The organism is Pseudomonas sp. 13B_3.2_Bac1 (assembly GCF_025466205.1).
Lineage (GTDB): Bacteria > Pseudomonadota > Gammaproteobacteria > Pseudomonadales > Pseudomonadaceae > Aquipseudomonas > Aquipseudomonas fluorescens_H.
Window position 1 is genome coordinate 1 of record NZ_JANLOG010000125.1, and the last position, 6,139, is coordinate 6,139.

4 protein-coding genes are annotated in these 6,139 nt (G+C 62.6%); 1 reads left to right on the top strand and 3 read right to left on the bottom strand.

Annotation, left to right across the window (positions count from 1 at the left end):
• Window positions 1-25: 25 nt before the first annotated feature.
• The 3 genes from NTD85_RS20880 to NTD85_RS20890 form a co-directional block, all read right to left on the bottom strand.
• Window positions 26-1,606 carry an aldehyde dehydrogenase (NADP(+)) gene (locus NTD85_RS20880; RefSeq protein WP_262143103.1) on the bottom strand — a complete coding sequence of 527 codons (1,581 nt, stop codon included), beginning with the start codon at window positions 1,604-1,606 and terminating at the stop codon, window positions 26-28.
• Between the two features lie 9 nt (window positions 1,607-1,615).
• Complete coding sequence (gene araD1, locus NTD85_RS20885; RefSeq protein ID WP_262143104.1) at window positions 1,616-2,608, bottom strand: AraD1 family protein; 993 nt, start codon at window positions 2,606-2,608, stop codon at window positions 1,616-1,618.
• A gap of 144 nt (window positions 2,609-2,752) precedes the next feature.
• Window positions 2,753-4,075: an MFS transporter gene (locus tag NTD85_RS20890; RefSeq protein ID WP_226499124.1), complete on the bottom strand. Its 1,323-nt coding sequence runs from the start codon at window positions 4,073-4,075 to the stop codon at window positions 2,753-2,755.
• A 194-nt stretch (window positions 4,076-4,269) separates the two neighbouring features.
• Between NTD85_RS20890 and NTD85_RS20895 the strand changes: the two genes are divergently transcribed.
• The gene (locus NTD85_RS20895) at window positions 4,270-6,006 is read left to right on the top strand and encodes an IlvD/Edd family dehydratase (protein ID WP_115984925.1); all 1,737 of its coding nucleotides are present in this window, start codon (window positions 4,270-4,272) and stop codon (window positions 6,004-6,006) included.
• Window positions 6,007-6,139: the final 133 nt, after the last annotated feature.

Genomic DNA, 6,139 nt, shown 5'->3' on the forward strand with positions numbered 1-6,139 from the left:
CTCCCACAGGGATATTGGCTGGCAGTTACAGCGCGTCGCGAGAGGGCTTGCCATCCACCAGGCGCTGAATGCGCAGCGGATTGCCATTCTTCAGCGGTTCCGGCAGCAAACTGTCGGGGTAATTCTGGAAGCACACCGGACGCAGGAAGCGATCGATCGCCAGCGTCCCCACCGACGTACCGCGCGAGTCGGACGTCGCCGGATACGGCCCGCCATGCACCATCGAGTCACACACCTCGACCCCGGTCGGATAACCATTGAGCAGGATCCGCCCGACCTTCTGTTCAAGTAACGGCGTCAGCTCCGGGAAGCGCTCGAAGTCGGCCTGCTCGCCGATCATCGTCGCCGTCAGTTGGCCGTGCAGGCCCTGCAGTGCCGCGCTGAGCTCGGCCTTGTCCGCCACTTCGACGATCACCGTGGTCGGGCCGAACACTTCCTCCTGCAACACTTCATCGCTGTTGATCAACAGGCTGACATCGGCCTTGAACAATTGCGGCTGCGCCTGATTGCCCTGCTGCGGCTGACCCGCCAAATGCTCAATGCCGGAATGCACCAAGAGTTTCTGCAAGCCTTGGCCGTAGCTGCCGAGGGTGCCGGCGTTGAGCATGGTCTGCGCCGGTTGATCGCCGATCAGCCCGGCGACTTGCTGGACGAAGGCGCTGAACTGCGGCGAACGAATACCGATGACCAATCCCGGATTAGTGCAGAACTGACCACAGCCCTGCACCACCGAGGCGGTCAGGTCGCGGGCGATGGACTCTGAACGCTCAGCCAAGGCTTGCGGCAGAACGATCACCGGGTTGATGCTCGACATCTCGGCGAACACCGGAATCGGTTGCGGCCGCGCCGCCGCCATGTCGCAGAGTGCCCGACCGCCCTTGAGCGAACCGGTGAAACCGACGGCCTGGATCGCCGGATGCTTGACCAGCCACTCGCCCACACCGCCGCCGTAAATCATGTTGAACACACCGATGTGCATCGCAGTTTTTTCGGCGGCGCGAATCAGTGCGTCGGCGACAAGTTCAGCGGTTGCCATGTGACCCGAGTGAGCCTTGAACACCACCGGGCAACCAGCGGCCAGCGCGGCAGCGGTGTCACCACCAGCCGTCGAGAACGCCAGCGGAAAGTTGCTCGCGCCAAACACCGCGACCGGGCCGAGGCCGATGCGGTACTGCCGCAGATCCGGGCGCGGCAACGGCTGGCGATCCGGCAGTGGCAGATCGATTCGCGCACCGTAGAAATCACCGCGCCGCAGGACTTTGGCGAACAGGCGCATCTGGCCGCTGGTGCGCCCGCGCTCGCCCTGAATGCGCCCCGCCGGCAACGCGGTTTCGCGACAGACCACGGCCACGAAATCATCACCCAACGCATCCAGCTCATCGGCAATCGCGTCGAGAAATTGCGCGCGGCGTTCAGCGCTGAGGCTGCGATAGGCCGGGTACGCTGCGGCAGCGGCTTTGGCGGCGGCATCGACTTCGGTTTCAGTCGCCTGAATGAAATCGTACGGCAGGTGTTCGCCGGTAGTCGCGTCGACGCTGTGCAGTTTGACGTTGCCCGCTGCGCTGCGCTGCCCGCCGATGTAGTTGTGACCGAGAATCTGAGTCATGGGAGCTCCTTAAAGGGTGCCGATGCTGTCCGGTTGAAAAGCCGCTGCTGCCGGCGCGATGCCGTTGACCAGCGGTGCGCCGAATTCGGCCTGGCTGATTTCAAACCGGTCGCCGGGTTGGGTGCGGATGCCATCGGCGAACGACAGGGTCGCGGTGCCGAAAAAGTGAATGTGCACGTCGCCGGGACGCAGGAACTGGCGGTATTTGAAATGGTGGTATTCGAGGTTGGCGAGGCTGTGGCACATGTTGGCTTCGCCGCTGAGGAATTCGTTCTGCCACAGCACTTCACCGTCACGCAGAATGCGGCTGGTGCCGGCCAGATGCTGCGGCAGTTCGCCGGTGCGCAGTTCCGGGCCGTAGCTGCAACTGCGCAGTTTCGAGTGGGCCAGGTACAGGTAGTTCTTGCGCTCCATGACGTGGTCGGAGAACTCGTTGCCCACCGCGAAACCGAGGCGCCAGGGTTTGCCGTCGTGGCCAATGACGTAGAGCCCGGCCATTTCCGGTTCCTCGCCGGCATCCTCGGCAAACGGCGGTAACGGGAAGGCCTCGCCCGGACGCACGACGATGCTGCCGTCGCCCTTGTAAAACCATTCCGGTTGCACACCCGCCTGCCCCGCCGCCGGTTTGCCGCCCTCCACGCCCCATTTGAAGATGCGCATGGTGTCGGTCATTTGCGCTTCGTCGCCGGCCTGTTGATGCATCTTGTCCCGGGCCGAGGCGCTGCCCAAATGCGTCAGGCCGGTGCCGCTGACCAGCAGGTGCGCAGGATCGGGATGGTCCAGCGGTGGCAGGATGCGCCGGGTGTTCAGCAGCTCGGCGTAGTCGTGATGGATGCCGAGGCCGTGGGTCTGCACCTGCTGTTCAAGGGTGCTGCCGGCCTCGATCGCGGCCAACGCCAGATCGCGTACGCTGCGGGCGTCCTGCACTTCGCGGACCAGACCGTTGTCGACCACGCCGACGCGGCGCTCGCCGTTAATCAATTCGAATTGAACCAGATGCATATTCTTCTCCTATTCCCTCAAAAACACCGCTGATTCCTGTGGGAGCGAGCTTGCTCGCGAAGGTGGTGTAATAGTCACGACAAATGTTGAATGTGCCGACCTCTTCGCGAGCAAGCTCGCTCCCACAAGGTCGGTGTCGGCCAGTCAGGTTCTTGTGGCGCCGCGTGCGCTGGCGGCAAATTGCTCGGCCGGCAGCGCGTGTTTGCGCTCGAGCACGCGGTAGACGATGGCTGTGAGGATCAATCCGAACACCATCACCCCCGACAGGAAATACAACCCCGAAGCCAGATTCCCGGTGTACTCCTTCAACGCCCCGATCACGAACGGCCCGATGTACCCGCCGAGGTTGCCCACCGAGTTGATCAGGGCGATCCCCGCCGCTGCACTCGCGCCGGCAAAGAACCGCCCCGGCAAGGTCCAGAACACCGCCGTGCAGGAAAACAGCGCGAACGCCACCAGACACAGCGCCGCCAATTGCGCCACCGGCAGGGTCAGCCACGCGCTGAAGAACAGGCCCAGCGCACCCAGTACATAGAGCACCGCCAGATGGCCGTAGCGATCATTCATGCGGTCGGAACTGCGCGGCACGATCAGCAGACCGACGATGCCGAAGATGTACGGCACCGCCGAGACAAAACCGGTCACCAGATCGCTGCCGCCGAACTGTTTGATCAGCGTCGGCAGCCACAGGCCGAGGCCATAAATGCTCAGGGTCACCGGCAGGTAAAACAGCGCCAGCAGCAACACGCGTTTGTCTTTGAGCGCATGCAGCGGGTTGCCGTGACGGGTCTGGCCGTATTCCTGAAGATCTTTTTTCAGTTCGCCGGTCAGCCAGTCTTTCTCGGCCTGATCCATCCACTTCACGTTCTGCGGGCCGTCGGGCAGCCAGCGCAATACCGGCCAGGTCAGGAGGATCGCCGGGGTGCCGATGACGATGAACAGCCACTGCCAGCCGTGCAGACCGAGGATGCCGTCCATGCCCAGCAAGCCGCCGGACACCGGGCCGGTGATCATCATCGCGATCGGTTGAGAGAGGATGAACAGGCCGAGGATCTTGCCGCGATGGCGCACCGGGAACCATTGGGTGATGTAGTAGAGAACGCCGGGGAAGAACCCCGCCTCCGCCGCGCCGAGCAGAAAGCGCATCACGTAGAAACTGTGCGGCCCTTGGACGAAGGCCATGCCGATGGTGATTGCGCCCCAGGTGATCATGATCCGCGCAAACCAGCGCCGCGCACCGAAGCGTTCGAGCATCAGGTTGCTGGGGATTTCGAGAAGAAAGTAGCCAATGAAAAACAGCCCGGCACCGAGGCCATAGGCCGCGTCACCGATGCCGATGTCGGCGCCCATGTGCAGCTTGGCGAAGCCGACGGCGGAGCGATCCACATAGGCGATCAGGTATAGCAGGATCAGGAAGGGAATCAGTTTCAGCGTGATGCGGCGAACAAGCCGCAGTTCCTGGCTCATGGGATCGGTCTCCGATTGTTGTTTTTATAGAACCTCGGGGGACGCCTCTCGCGGAAAACCGCCAGGGCCAATCCCTCCACCGAAAACGACTATATAGTAATACTAATTACCCAACAACACTTCCAAAGCGGCGATTTTGCGCATATGTTTAGCCATGACTCGCAAACAATAGTCTTACAATAAGAGAACCGATCATGTCTGAGAAGAAACCCACCCTGCGCTCGGCCCAATGGTTTGGCACGGCCGACAAGAACGGCTTCATGTACCGCAGCTGGATGAAGAATCAGGGCATCGCCGACCACCAGTTTCACGGCAAGCCGATCATCGGCATCTGCAACACATGGTCGGAACTGACCCCGTGCAACGCGCATTTCCGCCAGATTGCGGAGCACGTCAAACGCGGGGTGATCGAGGCTGGCGGCTTTCCGGTGGAATTCCCGGTGTTCTCCAATGGCGAGTCGAACCTGCGACCGACCGCCATGCTCACTCGCAACCTGGCGAGCATGGACGTCGAAGAAGCGATTCGCGGCAACCCGATTGACGGCGTGGTGCTGTTGACCGGCTGCGACAAAACCACTCCGGCGCTGCTGATGGGCGCGGCCAGTTGCGATGTGCCGGCGATCGTCGTCACCGGCGGGCCGATGCTCAACGGCAAGCACAAGGGCAAGGACATCGGCTCCGGCACGGTGGTCTGGCAGCTCAGCGAACAGGTCAAGGCCGGCACTATCACCATCGACGATTTCCTCGCGGCCGAGGGCGGCATGTCACGCTCGGCGGGTACCTGCAACACCATGGGCACCGCGTCGACCATGGCTTGCATGGCCGAAGCACTGGGCACGTCGTTGCCGCACAACGCGGCGATTCCGGCAGTCGATGCGCGGCGTTACGTGTTGGCGCACATGTCCGGCATGCGCGCGGTGGAGATGGTGCGCGAAGACTTGCGACTGTCGAAGATTCTGACGAAGGAAGCCTTTGAAAACGCCATTCGGGTCAACGCGGCTATTGGCGGTTCGACCAACGCAGTGATTCACCTGAAAGCCATCGCCGGTCGCATCGGCGTCGAACTGGATCTGGACGACTGGACGCGCATCGGGCGCGGCATGCCGACCATCGTCGATCTGCAACCGTCCGGACGTTTCCTGATGGAAGAGTTTTACTACGCCGGGGGCTTGCCGGCGGTGCTGCGGCGTCTCGGCGAGGCCAATCTGATTCCCAATCCGGACGCGCTGACCGTCAACGGTAAATCGCTAGGCGAGAACACCAAGGACGCGCCGATTTATGGCGAGGACGAAGTGATCCGTACCCTCGACAATCCGATCCGCGCTGACGGTGGTATCTGCGTGTTGCGCGGTAATCTGGCGCCTCTGGGTGCGGTGCTCAAACCATCCGCCGCCACGCCTGAATTGATGCAGCATCGGGGTCGCGCGGTGGTGTTTGAAAACTTCGATATGTACAAGGCGCGGATCAATGATCCGGAACTGGATGTCGATAAAGATTCGATTCTGGTGATGAAGAACTGCGGGCCAAAGGGTTATCCGGGCATGGCCGAGGTCGGCAACATGGGTTTGCCGGCCAAGCTGCTGGCGCAGGGTGTGACCGATATGGTGCGCATTTCTGATGCGCGAATGAGCGGCACCGCGTACGGCACGGTGGTGTTGCACGTCGCCCCGGAAGCGGCGGCCGGCGGGCCGTTGGCGGTGGTGCAGGAAGGCGACTGGATCGAGCTGGATTGCGCCAGCGGGCGTTTGCATCTGGACATTCCGGATGCCGAACTGGCGGCGCGCATGGCGGATCTGCAGCCACCGCAGCAGCTACTGGTCGGCGGCTATCGTCAGTTGTACATCGACCATGTGCTGCAGGCGGATCAGGGTTGTGACTTTGATTTCCTGGTCGGCTGCCGAGGTGCTGAAGTCCCCCGCCACTCCCATTAACAGCAAAAGATCGCAGCCTGCGGCAGCTCCTACCTTGGAATGCATTCCCACTGTGGGAGCGGGGGGGGGGGGGGGGGGGGGGGGGGGGGGGGGGGGGGGTTGGGGTGGGGGGGGGGGGGGGGGCCGCTTGCAG